Genomic DNA, 26,863 nt, shown 5'->3' with positions numbered 1-26,863 from the left:
GTGGACGCCGCTTTTATATCGGGTGTTGGTGCAGTTTGGTGGCTTTGCTGCAGTTGCCGCGGCAGCCCCATCTCAGCGGTTGATCACGCGCTCGCCATCCCTGCTCAGGGCCTGGCTGCGTTCCAGTTCTGACAGCAGTTCGTCCATCCATTGGCGGCTCGCGGTGGGTTGGCCGTGCAACTCGCTGGGCATGACCAGCGTGAAATAAGAGGTGCGCAGCATCCATTGGTGCAGATCGGTCGCGTTGACCGTCTGCCATTCAAGCAACTTGAACTTGATCAACACCTTGAGCGCATGGCGTCGGTGTTTGGCCGGGTTTTGCACGAACTGTTGAAGCCGGCTGCGCGCGCGTTCCAGCGCAGGGCCCACATCCTGGAACACTGCGCCGTGGCCAGGGATCACCGTGAGTGGGGCGAGGCGTTCGATCAGATCGAGGGTGTCGGCCACCTCGTCGAACGCATCGATGCCCTCCAGCTCGGGAAATACGATGCCAAAGCCGTTCTGCCAGAGGGCGTCGGCCGAGATCAGCACGCGTTGTTCGGGCTGGAACAACACGATGGAGTGCGGGTCATGGCCTTTGGCGGCGTGAATGTCCCAGTGCAACGGGCCGAGTTGCATGGAGGTGCCCGGTTGCAGCAGGTCCCGATGTGTGAAGCGCTCGCAGGTCTGGCCGGTCGGTTCAAATGTGAGTGCAACCGGATCCCATGCCGCGACCGCAGCGGCCTGGCCGGGCGGTATGAGCGTCTTCAGGCCCGCGTACAGCGCTTGCAGCGCGGCATTGCCGCCGCAGTGGTCGCTGTGCAGGTGTGTATTGAGCAGCAGGTCCAGCGGTTGATCTTGCAGTGCGCTCTGCACCAGCGCCAGCGTCTGGTCGGCGTGGGTGGCATAGCCGGAATCGACCAGGGTGTTCGGGCCATCGCCGCCTCGCAGCAGGATGTTGTTGGACGACAACCAGCCGCGCTCGAAGCAGGTGATGCCTGCGCCGTCGAGCGCGGCGGCCAACTGCGCGGGTTCCGCAGTGAGCGGTGTGGCGGCGGGCATGGGGACGTGAAGCGTTGCCGGCGGGTGTCGGTCAGGCATCCACCGGCGTGCGCAAGGCGCGCCGCAGGATCTTGCCCACGTTGCTCTTGGGCAGCTCGTCGCGGAACTCGACCAGTTTGGGCCGCTTGTAGCCGGTCAGGTGGTCCTGGCAATAACGCATCACGTCTTCTTCGCGCAGCGTCGGGTCTGAGCGCACCACGAACACCTTGACCGCTTCGCCCTGCTTGTCGTCCGCGATGCCGATGGCCGCGCATTCGAGCACGCCGGGGCAGAGCGAGATGACGTTCTCCAGCTCGCTCGGGAAGACGTTGAAGCCGGAGACCAGGATCATGTCCTTCTTGCGGTCGACGATGCGGGTGAAGCCCTGGGCGTCCATGATGCCGACGTCGCCGGTGCGCATGAAGCCGTCGGGTGTGAAGGCGCTCGCGGTTTCGCCGAGCTGGTTGTAGTAGCCGGTCATCACGTTCGGGCCCTTGATGCAGATCTCGCCGTTCTCGCCCAGCGGCAGGCTCCGGCCCTCTTCGTCCTTGATCGCGACGTCGATGCCCGGCAGGGGCAGGCCGATGGTGCCGCTGAAGCTGGCGCTGGTGACCGGGTTGTTGGTGCCGATGGCGCAGGTTTCGCTCATGCCCCAGCCTTCGATCATGGTGCAGCCGGTGACGGCTTTCCATTGGCGGGCCGTGCCTTCGGAGGCCGCCATGCCACCCGCCTGCGAGAGGGCCAGGCTGGAAAAATCGAGCTGGCGGAACTGCGGGTTCTGCAGCAGCGCGTTGAACAAGGTGTTGACCGCGGGCAGCACGTGAAACGGCCGCCGCTTGAGGGTGTTGACAAGTTGCGGGATGTCGCGCGGGTTGGGCACCAGCGTCATGTGCGCACCCCAGCGGATGGCCAGCAGGCTCAGGGTGAGCGCGAAGATGTGATACAGCGGCAACGCCGCGATGGCGTTGACCTGGCGCAGGTCGCCCACCCGGTGCAGGGCCGGCTTGAACCAGGCCTCGGCTTGCAGCGTGGCGGCGATGATGTTGCGGTGGGTCAGCACCGCGCCCTTGGACAGCCCGGTCGTGCCGCCGGTGTATTGCAGGAAGGCGACCGAATCGAGGGTGTCGCTGGCGGGCTTGAGGCGCAGCTGCCCGCCTTCGGCCAGTGCTTGCCGGAAATCCACGATGGTGCGCGCGCCCAGCGGCCCAGTGCGTGGCAGCTGGTAGGCCGGCACCATCTTGGCCAGGTGGCGCACGGCAAACGTGATCCAGCGGCCGTACCAGAAGCCCAGCTCGTCCCCCAGGCTGGCAATCACCACGTGTTCCAGCCGGGTCTGGTCGATTACCGTTTCCAGGGTGTGGGCGAAGTTCTCCAGGATCACGATCGCCTGCGCGCCCGAGTCCTTGAGCTGGTGCTCCAGCTCGCGCGCGGTGTAGAGCGGGTTGACGTTCACCACGGTGTAGCCGGCGCGCACGATCGCCGCCATGGTGATCAGGAACTGCGGCACGTTGGGCAGCATCACCGCCACGCGCGCTCCGGGTGCCAGACCTCGGCCCTGCAGCCAGGCGCCGAGTGAGGCGCTCAGGCGGTCGAGTTCGCCGTAGCTCATCCACTGTTCCATGCAGACACTCACCGGTGCATTGGCGTGCAGCTTGAAAGACTCTTCGAGCATCGCGGCCAGCGAACGGTAACGCTCGGGCTCCACCTCATGGGGAACGCCTTCAGGATATTGGGAGAGCCAGGGTCGGGTCATGGGCATGTCGCTCGCGAGAGAGGTCGGAAGCCCATTCTGGCAAGCGACCGCCACCTCGGGTACCGGGGCGAGCCCTTAGGCGTGTCACCCAAAGCACACCGCACGCCGGGCCGCGCGGGTGGCCGGCTCAGTCGGGCGACGGGCTGCTGGCCAGTTCGTCGGCGAGCGCGGCGCTGCAGTCTTCGGCGTCGGCATCGAACAGGGTTTCGATCCAGGTCGATTCGCGTGCGCTGATGGTGTCGAGAAAAGGGCGCGCGTCGCCCAGCGAGGCAAAGGCGTCGAAGCCGCTTTCCAGAAAGTGCTGCAGCGCGTCGAGCCCGGCGGCCTGCGCCGGCTTGCGCATCATGCGCAGCGCCAGCCGCAAGGGTTTCATGCGGGTCAGGCGCTGCAGCTCCAGCCCCATGTGCTGCACCACCGCCAGCTGGCGCGCACGCGCCTCGCGCTCGCCGGTCAGGCGCCAGCTCTGGGTGTAGCGCTGCGCGGGGGCCAGCGACGCATCCTGGGCCAGCCAGTGGGTGGCGAGCTGGTGGTCCAGCACCTCGGTGAGCGCGTGCGTTTCTGCGAGGTCAACCGCGAGCTGGGCCACGGCTTCGGGAAACAGGCGCTCCAGCGCGCCGGCGATGCGGGCGAACTGGGCATCGCGCCGTTCAAAGTCGTGCACGCCGTACAGCTCGTCCAGAAAGAAACGCGTGGGCAGGGCGTAGCGCGGGTGTTGCAGGAAGTCGGCGTAGGTGGCGCGAAAGCGCTGGGCCTGCAGGCGCTTCACCTCGTTCACCGCGCGTTCCAGGCCGGCCGAGCGCGCCTGTTGCCGCAACTGGCTCACGCGCTCAAGGTGGGTGCGGATGCGGTCGGCGGCGCTGGTGGTCTGGGTCATGGGTCGTCCCGGTGGGCTGGGCAAGTGGGGGCAGTCTAGTTCGGACTGTGCTTGCATGCGATAGTGCGAGCATGTCCAGCCCAGGCCAACCTGTCCAACCACCTCCCTCCAGCCGGTACTCCAGCCTGGCACGCCTGCAGCAAGCCCTGGCGCTGGGTGGGCTGGTCTTTGCGCTCGCCTGGCTGCTCTGGTGGTGGCCCCGGTCGCCGCTGGTGGCGGTGCTCGGCGCGCTGTTGATGCTGGCCGGTTATGCCGTCGTGCTCGCACTGGAAGGCCTGGCCGCCGCGCGCGTGAACGTGGGTGACGCCGCGCCACACGCCGGCTGGGCCGGCATCACCCGTGCCTGGTGGCAAGAGGTGCGGGTGGCGCCCCGGGTGTTCGCCTGGCGGCAGCCTTTTTGCTGGAGGCGCCTGCCCGACGACACCGAACCCCGCCCCGGTGCGGTGCCGGCGGTGGTGTTCGTGCACGGCTTTGTCTGCAACCGCGGTTTCTGGTTGCCCTGGATGCAGCGCATGCGCAGCCAGGGCATGCCTTATGTGTCGGTGAACCTGGAGCCGGTGTTTGGCGACATCGACGACTACATGCCCGTCATGCGCGACGCAGTGCGCCGTGCGCACGCGCTCACCGGTCGGCCGCCGGTGCTGGTGTGCCACAGCATGGGCGGCCTGGTGGCACGCGCCTGGCGCGCGGTCGAGCCGGGCACGCCGGTGCACAGCATCATCACCATCGGCAGCCCGCACCGTGGCACCTGGCTCGGGCGTTTCAGCCGCGTGGCCAACGGGCGCCAGATGCGGCAGGACGGCGAATGGCTGGCTGCCCTGTACGAGCGTGAGGCCGCGCTGACGCCGATGCACACCTACGCGGACTACGTCTGCTGGTACTCCAACGGCGACAACATCGTGTTCCCGGCGTCAACCGCCACGCTGCCCGGCGCCGACAACCGCCATGTGCCCGGCACGGCCCACGTGGCGCTGGCCTTTCACCCCAGGGTGATGGACGAATCGCTGGCGATGGTGGCGTCCGCCGGCAGTTCGCCGAGTGCGCGCACGGCGTCGTAGAGCGGCGCGAAGTCGGGTGCGGTTTTCTCGAACAGCTCGTCGAAGCTGTCGATGACGAAGTAGGTGGCCTGGTAGTCGTCGATCTTGTAGCGCGTGCGCATGCAGCGCAGCAGATCGAGCGCGATGCGGCGCGGCTGGGGGCTGGTGACGCTGTAGCGCAGTTCGCCCGACGAGCTGAGGATGCCGGCACCGTAGGCGCGCAAACCATCGGGCTGGCGGATCAGGCCGAACTCGATCGTGTACCAGTACAGGCGCGAGAGCAGTTCGCCCGCGCCCAGATCGTGTGCCTTCAGGCCGCCCGCGCCGTAGCGTTGCACGTAGTCGGCGAACACCGGGTTGAACAGCAGCGGCACATGGCCGAAGAGGTCGTGGAACACGTCGGGCTCGACGACGTAGTCGAATTCGGCGGGCTGGCGGATCCAGTCCGTCACCGGGAAACGCCGGTTCGCCAGCAGGTCAAAAAACGGCCGCTCGGGAATCAGGCCCGGCACCGCCACGATCTCCCAACCGGTGGCCGGCTTCAGGCGTTCGTTGATCTCTTCAAAGCGCGGGATGCGATCCTTCGCGCCCAGCGAGGGCAGGGCGTCGATGAACGCATCGCAGGCCAGGCCGGGCAGCAGCGCGGTCTGCCGCTGGTAGAGACGGTGGTAGGTGTCGTGGTCCGCCTCGGTGTAGGCGGACCAGTTCTGCGCGCAGGTGTAGTCGCTCAACGCGCGCGAATAGTCGCCGCGCGGCGGGCGCTCGCTGGCGCCATACACAACGGGATCAACTGCCATGGTGAGTTCTCCGTGAGTGAACCAACGGGGCGCACAAGGGCACCCCGTTGAACCGCTGGCGTCAGCCCTTCAGAACACCGCGGCGCACCTGATCGAGCTCCATGGTCTCGAACAAGGCCTTGAAGTTGCCTTCGCCAAAACCCTGGTTGCCCTTGCGCTGGATGAACTCGAAGAAGATCGGGCCGAGCTGGTTCTCGCTGAAGATCTGCAGCAGCAGCTCACCCGGCAGGCCGTCGACCAGGATGTTGCGCTGCTTCAGCGCCTCGAGGTTCTCGCCGTGGTTCGGGATGCGCTTGGGCAGCAGCTCGTAGTAGGTCTCGCTGGTGTTGAGCAGCTTCACGCCGCTGAGCTCCAGCGCGTCCACCGTGTCGTACAGGTTGGTCGAGCCCATGGCGATGTGCTGGATGCCTTCGCCGCGGTAACGGTCCAGGTACTCCTGGATCTGGCCCGCCTTTTCGTTGCCCTCTTCGTTGATCGGGATGCGGATCTTGCCGCAGGGGCTGGTCATGGCCTTGCTCTTGACGCCGGTGGCCTGGCCTTCGATGTCGAAGTAACGCACCTCGCGGAAATTGAACAGGCGCTCGTAGAAGCCCGCCCACTCTTCCATGCGGCCACGGTGCACGTTGTGCGTGAGGTGGTCGATGTAGGTCAGGCCATGGCCCACCGGGTTCAGCTCGGCGCCGGGCAGCGGTTCAAAGTCCACATCAAAGAAACCGATGTTGCCGATGTCGCCGGTTTTGGCGCCGTTCTTGCCGCGCCACTTGTCGATGAAATAGATGATGGAGTCGCCAATGCCCTTGATGGCCGGGATGTTCAGCTCGCCCGGGCCGGCGGCCTGCGCGTAGCCCCAGGCACCGAGCGAGATGGCGCGCTCGTAGGCCGCCTTGGCATCGCGCACACGGAAGGCGATCGCGCAGACGCTGGGGCCGTGCAGGCGCGCGAAACGTTGCGCGAAGCTGTCGGGCTCGGCGTTGATGATGAAGTTGATCTCGCCCTGGCGGTACAGGGTCACGGCCTTGTGGCGGTGCTTCGCAATGGGCTTGAAGCCCATGCGCTCGAACAGCTGGCCCATGGCGGCGGGGTCTGGTGCCGCGTACTCGATGAACTCAAAACCGTCGGTGCCCATGGGGTTGTCCCATTCGGTGGCGGCAGTCTGGACGGCGGTGGGCAAGGGGGTATTCATGTCTGTCTCCGGTTCTGGGGGGCGATGGCCCACTGTATCGGCGCAGCGTGTCACGATTTCGGCGTTTTGGGGCGCGCCGCTCGTCCTTGTTGCAGGAATCTTGCACAATGCAAAGAATGGAAGCACTGGACAAGCTTGATCGCCACATTTTGCGCAGCCTGCAGGCCGATGGCCGCGCCACCTACGACCAGATCGCCGAGGCGGTCGGCCTCTCTGCCAGCGCGGTGCTGCGTCGGGTGCGCCGGCTCGAGGAAGCCCATGTGATCGACCGCTACGTGGCGCTGGTGCGCCCCGAGGCGGTGGGCCTGGGGCTCACGGCGCATGTGAGCGTGCGGCTGGAGAAACACTTCGACAGCGCCAAGCGCACCCCCATGGACCAGTTCCGCGCCAGCGTGCTGGCCTGGCCCGAGGTGGTTGAATGCGCCGCGCTCACCGGCGACATGGATTTCCACCTGCGCCTGGTGGTGGCCGACATGGCGGCTTACTCGCGCTTCATCATGGACACCCTGCTCAAGCACCCCAGCGTGCAGGACTGCAAGACCAGCTTCGTGATGGAGCGCGTGAAAAGCACCACGGCGTTGCCGCTTTAGTTGCATGCTGGACGCCCCGTCCGTCGGGTTCCCGCTCGATTAGGGGATTGCATCCTTGTTGATATAGGGATAACCCGTACATTCGCAGCCATGGTAGATCCCACCCGCTGGTTCAAGTCGACACCGCCCCAGGCCCCGGCCGGGGAGCGTGGTGCGTCGTCGGCCGCCCCTGCCGCTTCCAGCGGCACGGTGGTGGTGCCGATCCGCTCCATCGGCCCCGGCCAGATCGACCGCATCGAGGCCCATCTGCTGGAGCTCGATCCGCACGACCGTTACCTGCGCTTCGGTTACGCCGCCAACGACGAGCAGATCCGCCGCTACGTCGCCAACCTCAACTTCGACCGTGACGAGCTGTTCGGCATCTTCAACCGCCGCCTAGATCTCATCGCCGTGGCCCACCTGGCGTTCTCGCTCGATCCCCAGTACACCAGCTGCGCCGAGTTCGGCGTCTCGGTGTCCAAGAGTGCCCGTGGCCGGGGCTACGGCGGGCGCCTGTTCGAGCGCGCCGTCATGCACGCGCGCAACGAAGGCGTGGCCATGTTGTTCATCCACGCGCTGTCGGAAAACACCGTCATGCTCAAGATCGCGCGCCGTGCCGGCGCGGTGATCGAGCGCGACGGCTCCGAATCCGAGGCCCACCTGCGCCTGCCGCCGGCCGACTTCGACTCGCGCGTGACCGAGATCGTCAACCAGCACATTGCCCTCACCGACTACCACCTCAAGGCCCAGGCCAAGCAGTTCTGGGGCCTGCTGTCGATGCTGCAGGACATCCGCCAGGGTGTGCGCGAAGCGCGCGAACGCGCGCGCGGCTGAGGCCGGCCGGGGCCCGGCGCCGCAGCGACGCTTTGCGCGCTGACACCTGCTTGCGTTATCCTTTCGCCCTGTTGCAACCTCCCATTTCCTTCAGTGGCCGAATCCCCCCCCAGTAGCGGGCCGCAGCGCAGCCTGCGGCATACCGACAAACGTGGTTTCCTGCAAAAGCTCGCGGAGTTCATCCATCCCGGGCCGGATTCCAAGGACGAGCTGATCGAAACCCTCGCCGAGGCCGAGGACAACGACATCATCAACGCCGAATCGCGCGTCATGCTCGAAGGCGTGATCCGCATGGCCGACATGACCGCCGGCGATGTGATGGTGGCCACCCCTCGCATGGATGTGCTCGACATCGACGCGCCTTTCGACGAGCTGCTGCACCTCGTCATCAACACCGCGCACTCGCGTTTTCCGGTGTACGAGGGCGAGCGCGAAAACATCATCGGCATCCTGCTGGCCAAAGACCTGCTCAAGCTGCAGCGCTCGCCGCTGCTCAACATCCGCGCCCTGCTGCGTCCGGCCACCTTCGTGCCCGAGAGCAAGGGGCTCAACGACCTGCTGCGCGAGTTCCGCGGCAACCGCAACCACCTGGCGATCGTGATCGACGAGTTCGGCCGCGTGGCCGGGCTGATCACCATCGAAGACGTGCTGGAAGAAATCGTCGGTGAGATCGAAGACGAGTTCGACGTTGCCATCGACGACGGCGACATCTTTGCCCTCGCCGACAGCACCTGGCGCGTGAGCGGCGACACGCCCATCGAACGCATCAACGAATCCTTCGGCCTCAAGCTGTCGATGGAAGACTTCGACACCATCGGCGGCATGATCGCCCACGCCATGGGCCACGTGCCCAAGCGCGGAGAGGTGCACGAGATCGACGGCCTGCGCTTCACCGTGCTGCACACCAAGGGCGGTGCCGTGAAGTGGTTCAAGGTCATGCCGGTGTCGCCGGCCGAAGCCTGAAGCCTGTGCTGCCCATGCGAAGCTTGTTCGGCTCCCTCCACACGCCCTCGAGCTTCAACCCCATGAGCCGCCGCCCGCCGGGGCGTGCCGCGCGCGGCAGCGGCCTGGCCTGGTTCGCGCTCTGCGTATTGGGTGGCCTGCTGCAGGCCGCGTCCATCGCCTGGCCGTTGCCGGGCTGGCTGCTGCCCGGCACCACGGCGGGCCAGCCCAGCGGGCTCTGGCAGATCGTCTCGCTGTCCCTGCTGGTGCTGGCGCTGCAGTACGCCACGCGCGTGGGCCAGGCGGTCTGGCGTGGCTGGGTGTTCGCCACCGTCTGGCTGGCCGGCACCTTCTGGTGGCTGTTCATCTCGCTGCACACCTATGGCGGCCTGCCGGCCTGGCTGGCGGTGCTCTCGGTGCTGGCGCTGGCCGGGCTGCTGGCCATTTATTACGCGGTGGCGGTCGGTTTCCTGTGTGCCTGGGCGCCGGTCTCGCGCACCGCCCAGGCGCTGATGTTCGCCGCCCTCTGGACCCTGGCCGAACTGGCGCGCGGCCACTGGTTCACCGGTTTTCCCTGGGGCGCAGGCGGTTACGCCCAGGTGGATCTGATGGCGCCCTGGGCGCCACTGGTCGGTGTCTACGGCATGGGTTTGCTGGCTGCCTTGCTGGCCTATGCGCTGGCCTCGCTGCTCTCGGGCACCGGGCGGCGCGTGATGCTCTGGTTGCAGTCGCCGGTGAGCCGGCCCTCCGGCCGGCTGGCGCCCGGCGCGCCGGCACCGCGCGTGCGGCCGCGCCTGATGCCGGCCCTGTTCGACGGCGGCGTCGCCACCCTGCGCGCGCTGGCCTTGCTGCTGGTGGTCGGCGCGCTGCTGGCCAGCCTGTTCGCCGGTGGTGAGCACTGGCGCGGCCTGGGCCACCGCGACACCCGCGACGCGGGCGCGCTGCGCGTGTGGCTGCTGCAGGGCAACATCGCGCAGGATCAGAAGTTCGAGCCCGGCACCGGCGTGGCGCGGGCGCTGGACTGGTACCCGCAACAGATCGCGGACGCGGTGCAGGCCGCGCGCAGCTCGGCCACCGGGCCGCAACTGGTGGTGGCGCCCGAAACCGCCATTCCGCTGTTGCCCGGCCAACTGGGGTCCGCGTTCTGGCAGCCGCTGCTCGGCCAGCTGGCGCAGCAGCCTGCCGGCACCGGCGTGAACGCCCTGGTCGGCCTGCCACTGGGCAGCCTGGAGCGGGGCTACAGCAACTCGGCCTGGGGCATCACCTCGGGCGCGGCGCAGCGCCTGCAGACCCGGACCGTGCTGGACACGCCGGACAACGGCCTTTACCGCTACGACAAGCACCACCTGGTGCCCTTCGGTGAATTCATCCCGCCGCTGTTCCGCTGGTTCACCGACCTCATGAACATCCCGCTCGGTGACTTCTCGCGCGGGGAACTCGGCCAGCGCCCCTGGGCCGTGGCCGGCCAGCGCATCTCGCCCAACATCTGCTACGAGGATCTGTTCGGCGAAGAGCTCGCGGCCTCGTTCCTCGATCCGAGCGCCGCGCCCACGGTGCTGGTCAACATCAGCAACATCGCCTGGTTCGGCGACAGCATCGCGATCGACCAGCATTTGCAGATCTCGCGCCTGCGCGCCATCGAACTGGGCCGCCCCATGCTGCGCGCCACCAACACCGGCGCCACCGCGGTGATCGACCACCAGGGCCGGGTCACGCACGAGCTGCAGCGCCTGACCCGTGGCCGACTCGAAGCCAGCGTGCAGGGCCGCAGCGGCATCACGCCCTACGCCCAGTGGACCGCGCGCTGGGGGCTGACACCCCTGTGGGTGGTGTGCCTGGTGCTGGTGCTGCTGATCGCCTCGGCCCGCAACCTGGGCCGCCGCGGCGGGCGCACCCGCCGACGCTGAGCGCGCCCGTAAAATCGGGCACTCGGGCCGTTGTGTGCGCCATGGCGCGCCCCGCACCCCCACCAGACCACCCTTCGGCCGGACCACATCCCCGGCTTCTTTTGCATGTTGACCTTCCAGCACATCATTCTGAAACTCCAGTCCTATTGGGACGCCCAGGGCTGCGCGCTGCTGCAGCCCTATGACATGGAGGTCGGCGCCGGCACCAGCCACACCGCCACCTTCCTGCGCGCACTCGGCCCCGAGCCCTGGAAAGCCGCCTACGTGCAGCCCAGCCGCCGCCCGAAAGACGGCCGCTACGGCGAGAACCCGAACCGCCTGCAGCACTACTACCAGTACCAGGTGGTGCTCAAGCCCGCGCCGAGCAACATCCTGGAGCTGTACCTGGGCTCGCTCGAAGCCCTGGGCTTCGACCTGAAGAAGAACGACATCCGCTTCGTCGAAGACGACTGGGAAAACCCCACGCTCGGCGCCTGGGGCCTGGGCTGGGAAGTCTGGTTGAACGGCATGGAGGTGACGCAGTTCACCTACTTCCAGCAGGTCGGCGGCATCGACTGCAAGCCCATCACCGGCGAGATCACCTACGGCCTGGAGCGGCTGGCCATGTACCTGCAGGGCGTGGACAACGTCTACAACCTGAAGTGGACCGACACCCTGAGCTACGGCGACGTGTACCTGCAGAACGAGAAGGAACAGTCGACCTACAACTTCGAGCACAGCGACGCCGACTTCCTGTTCACGGCCTTCAACGCGCACGAGAAACAAGCCAAGCACCTGATGACCGAGCAGCTCGCGCTGCCGGCCTACGAGCAGGTGCTCAAGGCCGCGCACAGCTTCAACCTGCTGGACGCGCGTGGCGCGATCAGCGTGACCGAGCGCGCCGCCTACATCGGCCGCATCCGCAACCTCGCGCGTGCCGTGGCCCAGAGCTACTACGACAGCCGCGAGCGCCTGGGCTTCCCCATGGCGCCACGCGAGTGGGTGGAACAGATGGCGAAGAAGGCCGCGTGAGCGCAGGCCGGTTGAGAGAACAAGAATGACTGCACAGAACCTGCTCGTTGAGCTGTTTGTTGAAGAGCTGCCTCCCAAGGCACTGAAGAAACTGGGCGACGCTTTCGCCACCGTGCTGGCCGACCAGCTCAAGGCCCAGGGCCTCGCGCCGGCCGACGCTGCGGTGACCGCCTACGCCTCGCCGCGCCGCCTGGCCGCGCACGTCGCCGGCGTGCTGCCGCGCGCGGCCGACAAGGCCGTGTCGACCAAGCTGATGCCGGTGAGCGTCGGCCTGGACGCCAACGGCCAGCCCACGCCCGCGCTGCTCAAGCGCCTGACCGCGCTGGGTGCCGACGCCTCGGCCGTGGCCGCGCTCAAGCGCGCACCCGACGGCAAGGCCGAAGCCCTGTTCCACGACAGCATCGCGCCCGGCGCCGCGCTGGCCGCGGGCCTGCAGAAGGCGCTGGACGAAGCCATCGCCAAGTTGCCGATCCCCAAGGTGATGAGCTACCAGCTCGAAACCGATTGCGAGCTGCCCGGCTGGAGCAGCGTGAACTTCGTGCGCCCGGCACACGGCCTGGTGGCGCTGCACGGCAGTGCCGTGGTGCCGGTGAAGGCGCTGGGGCTGACGGCGCAGAACAGCACACAGGGCCACCGCTTCGAAGCCGCGGTGTCGCCGGTGGTGCTGAAAGACGCCGACAGCTACGCCGCCACGCTCCAGCAGGACGGCGCGGTGATCGCCTCCTTCAACGAGCGCAAGGCCGAGATCGTGCGCCAGCTTGCCGCCGCTGCCGCGAAGGTGGGCAACGGCGCGAAGCCGATCGAGGACGAAGCCCTGCTCGACGAGGTGACCGCGCTGGTGGAGCGCCCGAACGTGCTGGTGTGCAGCTTCGAGACGCAGTTCCTCGACGTGCCGCAGGAATGCCTGATCCTCACGATGAAGGCCAACCAGAAGTACTTCCCGCTGCTCGACGCGCAAGGCAAGCTCACGCACCAGTTCCTGGTGGTGAGCAACATCAGCCCGGCCGACGCGAGCGCGGTGACCGGTGGCAACGAGCGCGTGGTGCGCCCGCGCCTGGCCGACGCCAAGTTCTTCTTCGACCAGGACCGCAAGAAAACCCTGGCCTCGCGCGTCGAAGGCCTGGGCAAGGTGGTCTATCACAACAAGCTCGGCACGCAGGGTGAACGCAGCGAACGCGTGCGTTCGATTGCGCGCGCCATCGGCCAGCAGCTCGGCAGCGACGCGCTCGCGCAGCAGGCCGACACCGCCGCGCAACTGGCCAAGACCGACCTGCTGACCGACATGGTGGGCGAGTTCCCCGAGCTGCAGGGCATCATGGGTGGTTACTACGCGCGCCACGACGGCCTGAGCGACGACATCGCCTTTGCCATCGAAGACCACTACCGCCCGCGCTTCGCCGGCGACGAACTGCCGCGCAACCCGGTGGGCGTGGTGGTGGCCCTGGCCGACAAGCTGGAAACCCTGGTCGGCATGTTCGGCATCGGCAACCTGCCCACAGGCGACAAAGACCCGTTTGCACTGCGCCGGCATGCGCTGGGTGTGGTGCGCCTGCTGGTCGAGAAAGACCTGGCGCTGGACCTGACCGGCTTGCTGCGTGCCGCCGTGCCGGCGTTTGGCAGCTTGATCCAGGACCCCAGCGGTGCCTTGGCCGACTTCATCTACGACCGCCTCGCCGGCAGCCTGCGCGAGCAGGGCTTCAGTGCGCAAGAGGTCGACGCCGTGCTCGCGCTGCGTCCCGAGCGCCTGAGCGAAGTGGCCAAACGCCTCGCCGCCGTGCGTGCCTTCGCGGCGCTGCCCGAGGCACCGGCGCTGGCCGCTGCCAACAAGCGCATCGCCAACATCCTGAAGAAGTCGGAAGGCGAGAACACGGCCACGGTCAACCCGGCCTTGCTGGTGGAAGCCGCCGAGAAAGACCTGTACGCCGCGCTGCAAAGCACCGTGCCGACCGCCAATGCGAAGTTCGATGCCGGCGACCACACCGCCTCGTTGCAGGCCCTGGCCGCGCTGCGCGCGCCGGTCGATGCCTTCTTCGACGGCGTGATGGTCAATGCCGACGACGCCGCGCTCAAGGCCAACCGCCTGGGCCTGCTGCGCGAGTTGCACAACGCCATGAACCGCGTGGCCGATCTGTCGCGCCTCGCCACCTGAGACCGCCATGAAGCTGCTCATCCTCGACCGCGACGGCACGCTCAACCGCAGCCGCGACGACTACGTCGCCTCGCCGGACGAGTGGGAAGCGCTGCCCGGTGCGCTCGAGGCGGTGGCGCGGCTCAACCAGGGCGGCTGGCGCATCGTGCTGGCGACCAACCAGTCCGGCATCGGGCGTGGCCTGTTCGACATGGCCTCGCTCAATGCCATCCACGCCAAGATGCACCGCCAGCTCGCTGCCGCCGGTGCGCGCGTGGACGCGGTGTTCCTCTGCCCGCACGCGCCCGAAGACGGCTGTGCCTGCCGCAAACCCGAGCCCGGCCTGTTCACGCAGATCGGCCTGCGCTACGGTGTGCCGCTGGGCACGGTGCATGCCGCCGGCAATGCGCTGCGCCACGTGCGCGCCGCCCAGGCCGCGGGCTGCCGCACCCATCTACTGATGACCGGCAAGTCCGAGCACCTGCGCGGCCGCGTCGGCGCCGGCACGATGTCCGATCTGGCCGCGCTCGCGCCCGACTTGCCGGCCGGCACCCATCCCCACGACGACCTCGGCGCTTTTGCCGACTGGCTGCTCGCGCTGCCAGCCATCCCCGAACCTTCGCCCCGTCCATGATCCTCATCAACCTGCTGCGCGCCATCCTGCACACCCTGTTCATGGCGGTGACCGTCGTGCCCTGGGCGCTTGCGGTGCTGGTGGCCGCGCCCTTTCTCAACAGCACGCAGATCTACTGGATGTGCGCCGGCTGGCTCAAGGTGGCGGTGGCCAGCGGCAAGCTGATCCTGGGCATCCGCAACAAGGTGATCGGCTTCGAGAACCTGCCGGTGGGCAGCACCGCACCGGCGGTGTTGCTGCTCAAGCACCAGTCGACCTGGGAAACCTTCTGCATGCCCACGCTGATGCCGCACCCGCTGGCCTACGTGTTCAAGAAGGAGCTGCTCTACGTGCCCTTCTTCGGCTGGGCCATGGCGCGCATGGACATGATCCACATCGACCGCAGCAAACGGACGCAGGCGTTCAACCGGGTGGTGGAGCAAGGCCAGCGCCTGCTCAACCAGGGCACCTGGGTGATCATGTTCCCCGAAGGCACGCGCATTGCGCGTGGCCAGAAGGGCCAGTACAAGAGTGGCGGCACGCGTCTGGCGGTGGCCACCGGCGCGCCGGTGATCCCGATCGCCGTCACCTCCGCCAAATGCTGGCCGCGCAAGGCCTTCATCAAGAAGCCGGGCACGGTGGAGTTCTCCATCGGCAAGCCGATTCCCAGCGTCGGCCGCGAGCCCGACGAACTGATGCGCGAAGTCGAGGCCTGGATCGAAGCGGAAATGCGCCGCCTCGACCCCACCGCCTACCCCGCCGCCTGAGCGACAGATACCATGCAGCGCTTCGTGCAAATGGCGCTCGACCTGTTCGGTGGATCCTCCCCCGAGGCACCCCCGGCGCCGCCGCCTGCACAACCTCCCGCACCAGCCCCCGCGCCACCACGCACGGTGGTGGCCGCGCCGCCCGCGCTGTCGATGACGCAGGTGTTCCAGCCCGCCGCCTGGCACCATCCGCGCGCCAACCGCATGCTGCGCCTCGGTGCCTGCGACGTGGCCTACGAATTCAAGCGCGGCAAGCGCCGCACCATCGGCCTCTCGGTCAGCACCGACGGCCTGAGCGTGAGCGCGCCGCGCTGGACGCCGGTGGACGAGGTTGAGGCCCTGCTGCACGACAAATCGGCCTGGGTGCTGGAGAAGCTGCAGAGCGCGCGCCAGCGCGCCGGCGAGATGGCGCAGGCCCGCATCCACTGGGCCGACGGCGTGGAGTTCGACTACCTGGGCGAGCGCGTGCAACTGCGCCTGGACCCCACGCACACCTTCACGCGAGGCGGCGCGCTGCACCGGCCGGCGAACGAAGCCGGCGGCATGGCCACGCTGCACCTGGGGCTGGCCGGCAACGCGCAGGAAGCGCAGATCCGCGACGCCGCCCAGGCCTGGCTGATGAAACGCGCCAAGGCGCTGTTCACCGAACGGCTGGACCACTTTGCGCCGCAGCTCGGCGTGCACTACAGCAAGCTGCGCCTGTCCAGCGCCGGCACGCGCTGGGGCAGTGCCAGCGCCGACGGCTCGATCCGCCTCAACTGGCGCCTGATCCACCTCAAGCTCGACATGATCGACTACGTGGTGGTGCACGAACTCAGCCACCTGCACCACATGGACCACAGCCCGCAGTTCTGGGACGTGGTGGCCAGCGTGTTGCCCGACCACCTGCAACGCCGCCGCGCGCTGCGCGAGGCCGCCGTGCCGCTGGACGATTGACGCGTTAAGATCGCGGCCTGACGTTGACGTAAACGTCAACACGTCAACAACGCGAACCCAGCCATGGCCACGAACCCGACCTACACCATCAGCGATCTGGCGCGCGAGTTCGACCTCACCACGCGCGCCATCCGCTTTTACGAGGACATGGGGCTGCTGCAGCCGCAGCGCGAAGGCCCCGGCGGGCGCAACCGCGTCTACACCTCGCGCGACCGCACCCGCCTCAAGCTCACGCTGCGCGCCAAGCGCCTGGGGCTGTCGCTGACCGAGGCCAAGGACATCATCGACACCTACGACAGCCCGCGCGACACCGGGCCGCAGCTGCGCAAGTTCCTCTCGGTGCTGGCCGGCCACCGGCGCCAGCTCGAAGAGCAGATGGCCGACCTGCTGGCCAACCTCGACGAAATCAAGACGCACGAGAAAGAAGCCCGCGCCTTGCTGGGCAAGATCGACAAGGGCGCCAAGGCCTGAAGCACCCGGGCCGGCGCCTGCGCGGACCACGCCACGAAGAAAACGAGCGGGCCGGCGCGACGACACGGTAAGCTGCGGCCGTCGCGGGGCCATTCCGGTCGCGTGTGAAAGGCCCCCCTCATGTCCCTGATCGCCAGCATCGCTGTTGCCCTCATCGCCTTGTTGCACATCTACATCCTGGTGCTGGAGATGTTCCTGTGGGACAAGCCGGCCGGCATGCGCGCGTTCGGCCAGACACCGCAATCGGCCGCCGCCACCAAGGTGATGGCGGGCAACCAGGGCCTGTACAACGGCTTCCTCGCGGCCGGCCTGCTGTGGGGCCTGTGGCTCGGCCCCGAAGGTTTTGGCGTGAAGGTGTTCTTCCTGCTCTGCGTGCTGATCGCCGGCCTGTACGGTGCGGCCACCGCCAGCCGCAAGATCCTGTTCGTGCAGGTGGTGCCGGCCACCATCGGCCTGGTGCTGCTCTACCTGAGCCGCGGCGCCGCCTGATCAGCCCGCTGCGCTGGCGGCGTCATCGTCCGCCGCTTCCAGCCAGACCACACGGCCCTGGCCGGCATCGTCCAGCCGGGCCTTGAACGTGCCGGCCTGCGATGCGGGCAGGCGCACCAGCACCGTCACACCGTCGCCGTGCTGGGCTTCCAGCAGGTGGGCGTCGTGGCTGTCGAGCTCGCGCCGCAGCCAGCCCTCCAGCGCATAGGGCAGCACGCAGCGCAGCTCGGTCCAGCGCACCACTGGCACCTTGTGGGCCTGCAGCAGGGCCTGCGCCACGCTGTCGGTGTAGGCCCGCACCAGGCCGCCGGCGCCGAGCGGGATGCCGCCGTAGTAACGCACCACTGTCGCCAGCACGCCTTCCAGATCCTGGTGGCGCAGCACCTCCAGCATGGGCCGGCCGGCGGTGCCGCCGGGTTCACCGTCGTCGTTGGCCGCCGAATGCCCGCCGGCCATCAGCGCCCAGCAGACGTGGGTGGCGGTGGGGTGTTCGGCGCGCAACGCGGCCACGCGGCGCAATGCGGCGGCGCGGTCCGCCATGGGTTCGACGCAGCCGATGAAGCGGCTCTTCTTGATCAGGCTTTCGCTATGGACCGGGGCGGACAAGGTGTAGGGCATGGGGCTTCGAGCATAGCCGCGCGAGCGGGCGGGGCCGGGGCGCCACGTTTGACGTTTACGTAAACGTCAATATAGAATCGCGCTCCACATCCCGTCAGGCCATCTCCCCCCGTGAACCCTCCCGACTTTGAACCGCGTCATGCCGGATTCGACGCCCGCACACGCGCCAGTTTTGCGCGCCAGGCCGCCATGCGCACGCTGGGTGCGACGCTGGTGCTGGTGGCCCCCGGCCGGGTCGAGATCACGCTGCCCTGGGCCGAGCCGCTGACGCAGCAGCACGGCTTTCTGCACGCCGGCATGGTGGCCACCGCGCTGGACTCGGCCTGTGGTTACGCCGGCTTCACGCTGATGGCCGAAGACGCCGCGGTGCTGACCATCGAGTTCAAGATCAACCTGCTCGCGCCCGCGCAGGGCGAGCGTTTCCGCATGGTCGGCACGGTGATCAAACCCGGGCGCACGGTGACGGTCTGCGAAGGCCATGCTTACGCCATCGCCGCCGACGGCTCGGAGAAGCTGATCGCCACCATGGGTTGCACGCTCATGGCGGTGGTCGGGCGTGACAACATCCAGGGTTGAGACCCGCGCCCGACCCAAGCAACGCACCACAACACACCATCGACGGAGACCTACCCATGAACAACCTGCCCGGCCTCAATTTCCAGTTGGGTGAAGACATCGACGCGCTGCGCGACGCGGTGCGCGATTTCGCCCAGGCCGAGATCGCACCGCGCGCCGCCGAGATCGACCGCGCCGACCAGTTCCCGATGGACGTCTGGCGCAAGATGGGTGACCTGGGCGTGCTCGGCATCACCGTGGGTGAGGAATACGGCGGCGCCAACATGGGCTACCTGGCGCACATGATTGCCATGGAAGAAATCTCGCGCGCCTCGGCCAGCGTGGGCCTCTCGTATGGCGCGCACAGCAACCTGTGCGTGAACCAGATCAAGCGCAACGGCAGCGAGGCTCAGCGCCAGAAATACCTGCCCAAGCTCATCAGCGGCGAACACGTGGGCGCGCTCGCCATGAGCGAACCCGGCGCCGGCTCCGACGTGATCAGCATGAAGCTCAAGGCCGAAGACAAGGGCGGTTATTACCTGCTCAACGGCAGCAAGATGTGGATCACCAACGGCCCCGACGCCGACACCATGGTGGTCTACGCCAAGACCGAGCCCGAGATGGGCGCGCGCGGTGTCACCGCCTTCATCGTCGAGAAGGGCATGAAGGGTTTCAGCACCGCGCAGAAACTCGACAAGCTCGGCATGCGTGGCAGCCACACCGGCGAGATGGTGTTCAACAACGTCGAGGTGCCGGCGGAGAACATCATGGGCGGCCTGAACAACGGCGCCAAGGTGCTCATGAGCGGCCTCGACTACGAACGCGCGGTGCTCACCGGCGGGCCGCTGGGCATCATGCAGTCGGTGATGGACAACGTGGTGCCCTACATCCACGACCGCAAGCAGTTCGGCCAGAGCATCGGCGAGTTCCAGCTGATCCAGGGCAAGGTGGCCGACATGTACACCGTGCTGCAGGCGGGTCGCTCCTTCGCCTACACCGTGGCCAAGAACCTCGACCTGCTCGGCACCGACCACGTGCGCCAGGTGCGCAAGGACTGCGCCTCGGTCATCCTCTGGTGCGCCGAGAAAGCGACCTGGATGGCGGGCGAGGGCATCCAGATCTACGGTGGCAACGGGTACATCAACGAGTACCCGCTGGGTCGCCTGTGGCGCGATGCCAAGCTGTACGAAATCGGCGCCGGCACGAGTGAAATCCGCCGCATGCTGATCGGCCGGGAGCTGTTCGCCGAGACGATGTAACGCTGTAACTGTGCGGTGTCTGTTGCCCGCACAATGCACGCCATGAACGACGATCTTCAACATCTGCTGGAACACAACCGCCGCTGGGCCGCGCAAGTCGAGGCCGAACGGCCGGGCTTTTTCACCAAGCTGTCGCAACAACAAAGCCCCCGCTACATGTGGATCGGCTGCTCCGACAGCCGTGTGCCCGCGAACCAGATCACCGGGCTCGACCCGGGTGAGGTCTTCGTGCACCGCAACGTGGCCAACGTGGTCGTGCCCACCGATCTCAACTGCCTGTCCACCGTGCAGTACGCGGTGGACGTGCTCAAGGTCGAGCACCTGATGGTGGTGGGCCACTACGGCTGCGGCGGCGTGCTGGCCGCGCTGCGCGACACCCGTGTCGGCCTGGCCGACAACTGGCTGCGCCACATCAAGGACGTGCGCGACCGCCACTCCGCCTTGCTCGCGGGCCTGGCGGAAGAGCACCGCCTCGACGCTTTGTGTGAGCTCAACGCCATCGCCCAGGTGGTCAACCTGGCGCAGACCACCGTGGTGCAGGACGCCTGGACGCGGGGGCAGGCGCTCACGCTGCATGGCTGGGTCTACGGCCTGAAAGATGGCCTGGTGCAGGACCTGCTGATGAGCCTGCGCGGCAACCCCGATCTGGATACCACCTACCTGAGCGCCATCGAAGGCGTGGCGGTGCGCACGCGCGACTGACGCCGCGCCGCACCCTGCGCCGACGCTGTTCCTTTTTCCACCTTGCAGGAGTTTTGACCCATGTCCGTTGCAGACCCCATCGTCATCGTCGGCGCCGCCCGCACCCCCATGGGCGCCTTTCAAAGTGACTTCGCCAGCCTGTCGGCACACGACCTTGGCGGCGCCGCCATCGCCGCCGCGGTGCAGCGCGCCGGTGTGGCGCCTGATCAGGTCGACGAGGTGCTGTTCGGCAACTGCCTGATGGCCGGCCAGGGCCAGGCGCCGGCGCGCCAAGCGGCGTTCAAGGGGGGTCTGCCCAAGTCGGCTGGCGCCGTCACCTTGTCCAAGATGTGTGGCTCGGGCATGAAGGCCACCATGCTGGCGCACGACATGCTCGCCGCCGGCAGCGCCACGGTGATCGTGGCTGGTGGCATGGAGAGCATGACCAACGCGCCCTATCTGCTGCAGAAGGGCCGTGGCGGTTACCGCATGGGCCACGACAAGGTGTACGACCACATGATGCTCGACGGACTGGAAGATGCCTACGAACCCGGCCGCTCCATGGGCACCTTCGGCGAAGACTGCGCCGCCAAGTACAGCTTCACGCGCGAACAGCAAGACGCGTTTGCCATCGCCTCGGTGACGCGTGCCAAGGCCGCCACCGAAAGCGGCGCCTTCGCCGCCGAGATCACACCGGTGACGGTGAAAGACCGCAGCGGCGAGCGCGTGGTGGCCACCGACGAAGGCCCGGGCAAGGTCAAGCTGGACAAGATCCCGGCGCTCAAGCCCGCGTTCAAGAAAGACGGCACCATCACCGCCGCTTCCAGCTCGTCCATCAACGACGGCGCCGCCGCGCTGGTGCTGATGCGCGCCTCCACCGCCAAACAACAGGGCCTGACGCCGCTGGCCCGCATCGTCGGCCACACCACCCACGCGCAGGAGCCCAACTGGTTCGCCACCGCACCGGTGGGTGCCACGCAGAAGTTGCTGGCCAAGACCGGCTGGGTGGTGGCTGACGTGGACTTGTGGGAAATCAACGAAGCCTTTGCCGTGGTGCCGATGGCGCTGATGGCCGAGCTCAACGTCCCGCACGACAAGGTGAACGTGAACGGCGGCGCCTGCGCGCTCGGCCACCCCATTGGCGCCAGCGGCGCGCGCATCCTCGTCACGCTGCTGCACGCGCTCAAGGCGCGCGGCGGCAAGAAAGGCGTGGCCACCCTGTGCATTGGCGGTGGCGAAGCCACGGCCATGGCAGTGGAACTTTTGTAACACCCCCGCGCCACCTTCGGCGTCACCCCCTCAAGGGGGCGCCACCTGCGGCCCGGCGAAGCCGGTTCCGCGGTGGCCCTGGTCGCCCAGGCAGGCTGTTCTTTTTCAACCATGAACACTGTTCTTGTCATCGGCGCATCGCGCGGCATCGGCCTGGAGCTGGTGAGCCAATACCTCGACGCGGGTGAGCGCGTGATCGCCACCGCGCGCGACGACGCGGGGCTGGCGCGCCTGCGCGAACTGGGCGCCGAGCCCTTGCGGGTGAACGTGGCCGACCCGGCCAGCGTGAGCGGCCTGGCCTGGTCGCTCGACGGCGAAGAGCTCGACGTTGCGCTGTACGTGGCCGGCCTGATCGACAACGCCGACGCCCGCACCCCGCCCACGCGAGACGCGTTTGACCGCGTGATGCACGCCAACGTGCTGGGCTTGATGCAGGCCTTGCCGCAGGTGATGCCCGGCGTGCAGGCGGCGGGTGGCGTGTTCGGCGCCTTCTCCAGCGAGATGAGCCAGATCGGCCTGGTGGACGGCAGCGACGCCTGGCTGTACCGCGTGAGCAAGGCCGCGCTCAACATGGCGGTGAGCAGCGCGCGCCACAGTTACCCCGGCGCGGTCTGCGTCGCACTCGACCCGGGCTGGGTGCAGACCGAGATGGGTGGCGGCGGTGCACCGCTGACGGTGCAGGCCAGCGTGGCCGGCCTGCGCAGCGCCATCGAATCCATCACGCCGGCCGACAACGGCCGCCTCATCCACCACGACGGCCGCCGCGCAGACAGCTGGTGAACAGCACCGCACAGAACAACACAGAAAGACCCGAGACATGCCATTGAACCAAGACCAGTTGATGATCCGCGACGCGGTGCGCAGCTTTGCCCAGGAGCAGCTCTGGCCGCACGCCGCGAAGTGGGACAAGGAGCACCACTTTCCGAAGGACGTGCACCAGGGCCTGGCCGAACTCGGCGCCTACGGCATCTGCGTGCCCGAGGCTTTGGGTGGCGCGGGGCTGGACTATGTGACGCTGGCGGTGGTGCTGGAAGAAATCGCGGCCGGCGACGGCGGCACCAGCACCGCGATCTCGGTCACCAACTGCCCGGTCAACGCCATCCTGATGCGCTACGGCAATGCCGGGCAGCAGGAGCGCTGGTTGCGCCCGCTGGCCGCCGGCCAGATGCTGGGCGTGTTCTGCCTGACCGAACCGCACGTGGGCAGCGACGCCTCGGCCCTGCGCACCACGGCGGTGAAGCAGGGCGGTGACTACGTGATCAACGGCGTGAAGCAGTTCATCACCAGCGGCAAGAACGGGCACTTGGCGATCGTGATCGCGGTGACCGACAAGGGCGCGGGCAAGAAAGGCATGAGCGCCTTCGTGGTGCCCACCGACACGCCGGGTTATGTGGTGGCGCGGCTGGAGGAAAAGCTGGGCCAGCACAGCAGCGACACGGCGCAGATCAACTTCGAGAACTGCCGCATCCCGGCCGAGAACCTGATCGGCGCCGAGGGCGAGGGCTACAAGATCGCACTGTCGGCGCTGGAAGGCGGGCGCATCGGCATCGCGGCGCAGAGCATCGGCATGGCGCGCAGCGCGTTCGAGTGCGCGCTCACCTATGCCAAACAACGCGAGAGTTTTGGCCAGCCGATCTTCAACCACCAGGCGGTGGGTTTCCGGCTGGCCGAGATGGCAACGCAGATCGAGGTGGCGCGCGCCATGGTGCACCACGCCGCCGCACTGCGCGACGCCGGCGAACCCTGCCTGAAGGAAGCGGCCATGGCCAAGCTGTTCGCCAGCGAGATGGCCGAGAAGGTCTGCTCGGACGCGATCCAGGTGCATGGCGGTTATGGCTACGTGAACGATTTTCCGGTGGAGCGCATCTACCGCGACGTGCGCGTGTGTCAGATTTATGAAGGCACGTCGGACGTGCAGAAAATCCTGATTCAACGAGCGCTGTAGAGCGCTCCCCCCTGCGCCGCTGACGCGGCTTCCCCCCTCTCTGGCGCGCCTGCGGCGCTTGGAGGGGGGACGACAGCTGGGGCCGGCAGAGCCGTCCCTCGCTGTCCCTGGACGAAGGCACGTGGTGCGGTGCGTGTCTTGTCGCCTTGCCCGGAGCGCGTGCCTGATCCCAGAGATGCCGTGGAACCGGCTTTGCCGGGCCACAGGCATCGTCCCCCCTCCAAGCGCCGCAGGCGCGCCAGAGAGGGGGGAAGCCGCGTCAGCGGCGCAGGGGGGAGTTCCCAGCCGGGGCGCTACCATCCTCCACCATGAACATCATCATCCTGGGTGCGGGCCGTGTGGGCGAGAGTGTCGCGGAAAGCTTGGTCTCCGAGCAGAACGACATCACCGTGATCGACATGGACCCGGCCCGGCTGCGCGCGCTGGAAGAGCGGCTCGACTTGCGCGGCGTGGTCGGCAACGGCATCCAGCCCTCGGTGCTGCGCGAGGCCGGGGCGCAGGACACCGACATGGTGATCGCCTGCGCCGCCAACGACGAAACCAACCTGGTGGTCTGCAAGGTGGCGCACGACATCTTCAACGTGCACAGCACCATCGCCCGGCTGCGTTCGCCCGAGTTCATCGAAGGCGAGGAGCTGCTCGGCAAGAACGGCTTTGCGGTGGACCACGTGCTGTGTCCCGAAGAGTCGGTGATGCGCTACATCCACCAGCTCATCAGCTTTCCCGAAGCGCTGCAGGTGCTGGAGTTTGCCGAGGGCCGCGCCAGCCTGATCGCGGTGCGCGCCACCCACGGCGGCGCGCTGGTGGGCCACACCATCGGCGAGTTTCGCGAACGTTTCCCGCACGCCCAGATGCGTGTGGTGGCGATCTACCGACTCGACACCGAGATGGAGGCCACCAAACAGACCCGCATCCTGGCCGGCGACGAGGTCTTCATCCTCGCCGACACGGAAAAGATCCGCACCGTGCTCGGCGCCATCCACAACATCGACAAGCCGGTGCGCCGCTTGATGATCGCCGGCGGCGGCCGGGTCGGCCTGCGGCTGGCGCGCAGCCTGAGCGGCCAGTGCCAGGTGAAGGTGATCGAGCGCGACCTCAAACGCTGCGAGTACCTGGCCAGCCAGTTGCCTTCCAGCATGCTGGTGCTGCAGGGCGACGGCGCCGACGAAGACCTGCTGCTCGAAGAGAACGTGGGCGAGATGGACATGTTCCTCGCACTCACCAGCGACGACGAGGACAACATCATGTCCGCCATGCTGGCCAAACGCCTGGGTGCGAACCGCGTGATGGCGCTGATCAACCGCCGCGCCTACGCCGACATGATGCAGGGCAGCACCATCGACATCGCCATCTCGCCCTCGCAGACCGTCATCGGTGAACTGCTCACCCACCTGCGGCGTGGCGACGTGGCGGCGGTGCACAGCCTGCGCCGCGGCGCGGCCGAGGCGCTGGAGGGCATTGCACGCGGCGATGTGAAAACCAGCAAGCTGGTCGGGCGCCGGGTGGAAGAGGTCAAGCTGCCCAAGGGCACGCGCATCGGCGCCATCGTGCGCGGCGAGGGCCGCAAGTCCGAGGTGCTGATGCCGCACCACGACACCCTGATCGAGAGCGACGACCACATCATCATCTTCATCCCGAACAAACGCCTGGTGCGCGAGGTCGAGAAGCTGTTCCAGGTCAGCGCCACCTTCTTCGGCTGAGCGCCAGCCCCACCCGCTTTCTCTTTCTCCATGTACAACGCGCTGCCCGTCATCAACGTGTTCTCGCGCATCCTGCTCGCGTTCGCGCCGGCGTTCCTGGTGCCGCTGGCCTGGGCCTGGTTCCTCGATGCGCGCGGCCATGCCGCGGTGTGGGCCGCGGGCTTTTCGCTCACCGCGGTGAGCGGCCTGCTGCTGTGGGGCTTCACCCAAAAACACCGCCGCGAGTTGCAGACCAAAGACGGGTTCCTGCTGGTCAACCTGGTCTGGCTGGTGTTGCCGGCGTATGCCGCCGCGCCGCTGCTGTTCACCGTGCCCGGCATCGGCGTGACGCGCGCCTACTTCGAGGCCATGAGCGCGCTCACCGCCACCGGCGCCACCGCCATCTCGGGGCTGGACGCGCTGCCGGTCTCGGTCAACGTCTGGCGTTGTTTCCTGCAGTTCATCGGTGGCCTGGGCATCATGCTGCTGGTGGTGGCGGTGCTGCCGCTGCTGGGCCTGGGTGGTGTGCAGCTGTACCGCGCCGAAACCCCCGGCCCGATGAAGGACACCAAGTTCACGCCACGCATCGCCGAGACCGCGCGCGGGCTGTGGGGCGTGTACGTGGCCCTCTCCGTTGCCTGCATGCTGGCCTACCGCTGGGCCGGCATGGGCTGGGCCGACGCCTTCATGCACATGTGCACCACCATGGGCCTGGGTGGTTTTTCGTCGCACGACGCCAGCTTCGGCTTTTTCAACTCGCCGGCCATCGAGGGCGTGGCCACCGTGTTCATGCTGCTCTCGGGCGTGAGCTTCATGCGGTACTTCATCGTGCTGCGGCGGCGCTCGCTGCGCCCGCTCAGCGACGACCCGGAGATCCGCACCTACGTCGCGGTGCTGGCCGTGTCCATCGTGATCGTGGCCAGCCTGCTGCTGGCGCACGGCGGGTATTCGGACGGCGTCGAGGCGCTGCGCACCAGCGCCTTCCATGTGGTTTCCATGGCCACCACCACCGGCTTTGCCTCGGCCGACTATGCGAAGTGGCCGGTGTTCGCGCCTGTGCTGCTGCTGTTCCTGGGCTGCTTCGTGTCCTGCGCGGGCTCCACCGGCGGCGGCATCAAGCTGGTGCGCATGGTGCTGCTGGTCAAGCAGGCGCGGCGAGAGCTGGTGCGCATCACGCACCCGCGCGTGGTCAACCCCGTCACGCTCGCGGGCATGGTGATGCCGGCCAGCGTGATGACGGCCGTGCTCGGTTTCATGTTGATCTACGGCGCCACCACCGTGGGCCTGACCATGGTGCTGCTGCTCACCGGCATGGACGTGGTGACCGCGTTCTCGGCCGTGATCGCCACCGTCAACACCATCGGCCTGGGGCTCGGCCAGGTCGGCCCCTCGGGCCACTTCGGCGTGTTGAACGACCTGCAGCTGTGGGTGCTCAGTTTCGCGATGCTGCTGGGGCGGCTGGAGTTGCTCACGGTGCTGGTGCTGTTCACCGGGCACTTCTGGAAGAAGTAGGGGGCTCCCCCCTG

General features: G+C 67.7%; 26 protein-coding genes. 20 read left to right on the top strand and 6 right to left on the bottom strand.

The annotated features are described in order from the left end of the window. Positions 1-72: 72 nt before the first annotated feature. The 3 genes from HPA01S_RS20375 to HPA01S_RS20365 all read right to left on the bottom strand — a co-directional run bounded on the left by HPA01S_RS20375 (position 73) and on the right by HPA01S_RS20365 (position 3,647). Positions 73-1,041 (bottom strand): MBL fold metallo-hydrolase, encoded by a 969-nt coding sequence (locus HPA01S_RS20375; protein WP_084360859.1) that lies wholly within the window; start codon positions 1,039-1,041, stop codon positions 73-75. A 31-nt stretch (positions 1,042-1,072) separates the two neighbouring features. Further along, on the bottom strand, positions 1,073-2,773 hold the full coding sequence (locus tag HPA01S_RS20370) for an AMP-binding protein (RefSeq protein ID WP_066272972.1): 1,701 nt from the start codon (positions 2,771-2,773) through the stop codon (positions 1,073-1,075). 127 nt (positions 2,774-2,900) lie between these two features. Beyond that, complete coding sequence (locus HPA01S_RS20365) at positions 2,901-3,647, bottom strand: FFLEELY motif protein (RefSeq protein WP_066272966.1); 747 nt, start codon at positions 3,645-3,647, stop codon at positions 2,901-2,903. Positions 3,648-3,718: 71 nt separating this feature from the next. Between HPA01S_RS20365 and HPA01S_RS20360 the strand changes: the two genes are divergently transcribed. Next, positions 3,719-4,705 (top strand): alpha/beta hydrolase, encoded by a 987-nt coding sequence (locus HPA01S_RS20360; protein WP_066272964.1) that lies wholly within the window; start codon positions 3,719-3,721, stop codon positions 4,703-4,705. On the opposite strand, the gene phhA is transcribed toward HPA01S_RS20360, so the two are convergent. Both phhA and hppD read right to left on the bottom strand, forming a co-directional pair. Then, positions 4,627-5,481, bottom strand: coding sequence for a phenylalanine 4-monooxygenase (gene phhA / locus HPA01S_RS20355; RefSeq protein WP_066272962.1), 855 nt, complete (start codon positions 5,479-5,481; stop codon positions 4,627-4,629). The genes HPA01S_RS20360 and phhA overlap by 79 nt on opposite strands. 61 nt (positions 5,482-5,542) lie before the next feature. Then, on the bottom strand, positions 5,543-6,664 hold the full coding sequence (gene hppD, locus HPA01S_RS20350) for a 4-hydroxyphenylpyruvate dioxygenase (RefSeq protein WP_066272960.1): 1,122 nt from the start codon (positions 6,662-6,664) through the stop codon (positions 5,543-5,545). A gap of 116 nt (positions 6,665-6,780) precedes the next feature. Here hppD and HPA01S_RS20345 point away from each other — a divergent pair, with 116 nt between their 5' ends. The 11 genes from HPA01S_RS20345 (at position 6,781) to HPA01S_RS20295 (ending at position 17,331) form a co-directional block, all read left to right on the top strand. Further along, positions 6,781-7,254 (top strand): Lrp/AsnC family transcriptional regulator, encoded by a 474-nt coding sequence (locus HPA01S_RS20345; protein ID WP_066272958.1) that lies wholly within the window; start codon positions 6,781-6,783, stop codon positions 7,252-7,254. Positions 7,255-7,344: 90 nt separating this feature from the next. Further along, the gene (locus tag HPA01S_RS20340) at positions 7,345-8,067 is read left to right on the top strand and encodes a GNAT family N-acetyltransferase (RefSeq protein WP_066272956.1); all 723 of its coding nucleotides are present in this window, start codon (positions 7,345-7,347) and stop codon (positions 8,065-8,067) included. Positions 8,068-8,160: 93 nt separating this feature from the next. After that, positions 8,161-9,030 (top strand): CorC family transporter, encoded by an 870-nt coding sequence (locus tag HPA01S_RS20335; RefSeq protein ID WP_174525310.1) that lies wholly within the window; start codon positions 8,161-8,163, stop codon positions 9,028-9,030. A 62-nt stretch (positions 9,031-9,092) separates the two neighbouring features. Beyond that, positions 9,093-10,916: an apolipoprotein N-acyltransferase gene (lnt, locus tag HPA01S_RS20330; RefSeq protein WP_066272968.1), complete on the top strand. Its 1,824-nt coding sequence runs from the start codon at positions 9,093-9,095 to the stop codon at positions 10,914-10,916. A 105-nt stretch (positions 10,917-11,021) separates the two neighbouring features. Further along, the gene (glyQ, locus tag HPA01S_RS20325; protein ID WP_066272954.1) at positions 11,022-11,927 is read left to right on the top strand and encodes a glycine--tRNA ligase subunit alpha; all 906 of its coding nucleotides are present in this window, start codon (positions 11,022-11,024) and stop codon (positions 11,925-11,927) included. A 25-nt stretch (positions 11,928-11,952) separates the two neighbouring features. After that, entirely contained in the window at positions 11,953-14,076 is a 2,124-nt protein-coding gene (gene glyS / locus HPA01S_RS20320) for a glycine--tRNA ligase subunit beta (RefSeq protein ID WP_066272952.1), read from the top strand. A gap of 7 nt (positions 14,077-14,083) precedes the next feature. Then, on the top strand, positions 14,084-14,689 hold the full coding sequence (gene gmhB / locus HPA01S_RS20315) for a D-glycero-beta-D-manno-heptose 1,7-bisphosphate 7-phosphatase (RefSeq protein WP_066272951.1): 606 nt from the start codon (positions 14,084-14,086) through the stop codon (positions 14,687-14,689). Further along, positions 14,686-15,435, top strand: a complete 750-nt coding sequence (locus HPA01S_RS20310; RefSeq protein ID WP_066272949.1) for a lysophospholipid acyltransferase family protein — start codon at positions 14,686-14,688, stop codon at positions 15,433-15,435. Before gmhB ends, HPA01S_RS20310 begins: the two co-directional genes overlap by 4 nt. A gap of 12 nt (positions 15,436-15,447) precedes the next feature. Then, positions 15,448-16,371, top strand: coding sequence for a M48 family metallopeptidase (locus HPA01S_RS20305; RefSeq protein ID WP_066272947.1), 924 nt, complete (start codon positions 15,448-15,450; stop codon positions 16,369-16,371). Positions 16,372-16,434: 63 nt separating this feature from the next. Continuing rightward, positions 16,435-16,842 (top strand): MerR family transcriptional regulator, encoded by a 408-nt coding sequence (locus tag HPA01S_RS20300; RefSeq protein WP_066272943.1) that lies wholly within the window; start codon positions 16,435-16,437, stop codon positions 16,840-16,842. 120 nt (positions 16,843-16,962) lie between these two features. Further along, complete coding sequence (locus HPA01S_RS20295) at positions 16,963-17,331, top strand: DUF1304 domain-containing protein (RefSeq protein ID WP_066272941.1); 369 nt, start codon at positions 16,963-16,965, stop codon at positions 17,329-17,331. Here the strand turns inward: HPA01S_RS20295 and HPA01S_RS20290 are convergent, their stop codons facing one another. After that, positions 17,332-17,949, bottom strand: coding sequence for an IMPACT family protein (locus HPA01S_RS20290; protein WP_066272939.1), 618 nt, complete (start codon positions 17,947-17,949; stop codon positions 17,332-17,334). Between the two features lie 189 nt (positions 17,950-18,138). Here HPA01S_RS20290 and HPA01S_RS20285 point away from each other — a divergent pair, with 189 nt between their 5' ends. The 8 genes from HPA01S_RS20285 (at position 18,139) to HPA01S_RS20250 (ending at position 26,849) form a co-directional block, all read left to right on the top strand. After that, positions 18,139-18,525 (top strand): PaaI family thioesterase, encoded by a 387-nt coding sequence (locus HPA01S_RS20285; protein ID WP_084360860.1) that lies wholly within the window; start codon positions 18,139-18,141, stop codon positions 18,523-18,525. 56 nt (positions 18,526-18,581) lie between these two features. Next, the gene (locus HPA01S_RS20280) at positions 18,582-19,763 is read left to right on the top strand and encodes an isovaleryl-CoA dehydrogenase (protein ID WP_066272934.1); all 1,182 of its coding nucleotides are present in this window, start codon (positions 18,582-18,584) and stop codon (positions 19,761-19,763) included. Between the two features lie 42 nt (positions 19,764-19,805). Then, complete coding sequence (can, locus tag HPA01S_RS20275; protein ID WP_066272967.1) at positions 19,806-20,465, top strand: carbonate dehydratase; 660 nt, start codon at positions 19,806-19,808, stop codon at positions 20,463-20,465. Between the two features lie 60 nt (positions 20,466-20,525). Then, entirely contained in the window at positions 20,526-21,713 is a 1,188-nt protein-coding gene (locus HPA01S_RS20270; protein WP_066272932.1) for an acetyl-CoA C-acyltransferase, read from the top strand. Positions 21,714-21,824: 111 nt separating this feature from the next. Next, a complete protein-coding gene (locus tag HPA01S_RS20265; protein WP_066272931.1) occupies positions 21,825-22,493 on the top strand; it encodes an SDR family oxidoreductase in 669 nt (222 codons plus the stop codon). Positions 22,494-22,530: 37 nt separating this feature from the next. Continuing rightward, on the top strand, positions 22,531-23,658 hold the full coding sequence (locus HPA01S_RS20260; protein ID WP_066272930.1) for an acyl-CoA dehydrogenase family protein: 1,128 nt from the start codon (positions 22,531-22,533) through the stop codon (positions 23,656-23,658). Between the two features lie 308 nt (positions 23,659-23,966). Continuing rightward, complete coding sequence (gene trkA, locus HPA01S_RS20255; RefSeq protein ID WP_066272927.1) at positions 23,967-25,358, top strand: Trk system potassium transporter TrkA; 1,392 nt, start codon at positions 23,967-23,969, stop codon at positions 25,356-25,358. 30 nt (positions 25,359-25,388) lie between these two features. Next, positions 25,389-26,849, top strand: a complete 1,461-nt coding sequence (locus tag HPA01S_RS20250) for a TrkH family potassium uptake protein (protein WP_066272926.1) — start codon at positions 25,389-25,391, stop codon at positions 26,847-26,849. Positions 26,850-26,863 lie beyond the last annotated feature (14 nt).

This window comes from Hydrogenophaga palleronii NBRC 102513, assembly GCF_001571225.1.
Lineage (GTDB): Bacteria > Pseudomonadota > Gammaproteobacteria > Burkholderiales > Burkholderiaceae_C > Hydrogenophaga > Hydrogenophaga palleronii.
The sequence above is the reverse complement of the archived record's forward strand: the minus strand, read 5'-3'. Positions and strand labels throughout refer to the sequence as shown.